This window comes from Neisseria sp. P0009.S008, assembly GCF_051958615.1.
GTDB classification, from domain to species: Bacteria; Pseudomonadota; Gammaproteobacteria; order Burkholderiales; family Neisseriaceae; genus Neisseria; species Neisseria subflava.
The window spans coordinates 1-1,358 of the sequence record NZ_JBQCVG010000030.1 but is presented as its reverse complement, the minus strand read 5'-3'; the positions used below and the strand labels follow the sequence as shown (position 1 = coordinate 1,358).

Here is a 1,358-nt window from a genome sequence, read left to right as displayed (position 1 = left end):
CCGTTGGGTGCATCGTAGAAGTTGCCGTCGGTGTGTTTGTACACCTTGGTGCCGTCGGCTTTGGTGTATGCAACCGGGGCTTGGGCACTCTGTACCACGGATTGGGCGTCTACAGCATAGGTGTAGGTCTGGTTGCCGTTGCCGTCAACATTTTGTTGCACCGTCAATCCGTTGCCTGCAGCCAGGGTCAGGGTGCTGCCTGATTTGGCTGTAGTGGCAGCGGGTGTACCTACGGTGTTGCCGCCGGCAGTGATGTTGAAACCACTGTTGTTGATGGCGTTAACCACATCCTGCGCGGTGGCGACTTGGTTGGTATTACCGGTTGTGGCGGCTTTGCCGTCCGTGCCGGTAGTAATGGCGGCAGTATCTGCGGACACGGTATAGGTAGTGCTGCCATCCCCATTAAGTGTCGGTGTGCCTACAGAGATACCATTGCCAGCAGCCACGATGGTTTTGGCGGCGGCGGCCTTATTTGCCACAACCTGCAATTGGTCTTCAGTAGCAGCGCGACCACTCACCGGCGTACCGGTCCAAGTTTTGTTTGTCAGACCGGTAACCGTACCGGCAGTGCCGTCGACAGTAACCGGGCTGCCGCCGCTAGCCGGACCAACGGTAATGCTGTCGGCCAGTTTAAAGCCGATTTGGTTGTTGGTAACCGTGGTCTTGATATTGCCATCGCCGGCATATTTGACGGTTTCGCCCAGTTTTACGGTGTCGTCTGCACCGCTGTCGGCTCCGATCTTGAAGCCGGCGTCTTTCAAATCGGTCACGGCAGTATTGATGGCAGTATTGATTGCGGTATTAACTGCACCGCCAGTTACGGCACTGTTGTCGCCTGCCGCAACGTTGCCGCTGGTCAGGTTGGTAATCTTGCCGTTGTTACCCATATCAATGTTTTTGCCGTTGGTGCTAATACCGTTACCGTTGATGACCGGGCCGTTGTTAATTGTCAAGCTGTCGGCAGTCAGGTTAGGTTTGGTGGCAATGGTAATGTCTTTACCGTTGTTGGTTATGGCAATGTTGGTACCATCTTTAAACCCTACCGTATCATTCGGCTTGATGGTTTCCGCAGCACCGCTGTTCACTTGGAATTTCCAACCGGCGTTGGCCGCATTGGTGCGTGCATTCAGCGCAGTCAATGCGTCGCCTACGTTGCTGTAGTTCGTTGGCGTACCAGTGGCATTGGCCAGGGTGTAGGTCGGCGCGCTAATGCTGCCATCGGCCTGAACTGCCGATCCGCCGCCCAAGTGGGTGGCTGTGGAATTGGCAGTTTTGTACAACTGGCTGCCGTTCACGGCATCGGTACTGGTCGCGTTAACCGCACCTGCAGCGACGTTACCCAAGGTTACCGGGCCGCC

Annotated in this window: 1 protein-coding gene; it reads right to left on the bottom strand. The window is 55.9% G+C overall.

The genetic code is table 11. The annotated features are described in order from the left end of the window. Nucleotides 1-1,358 (bottom strand): beta strand repeat-containing protein (locus tag ACTHSQ_RS11105; RefSeq protein WP_440372000.1); only part of this gene is annotated, 1,358 nt, incomplete at both ends.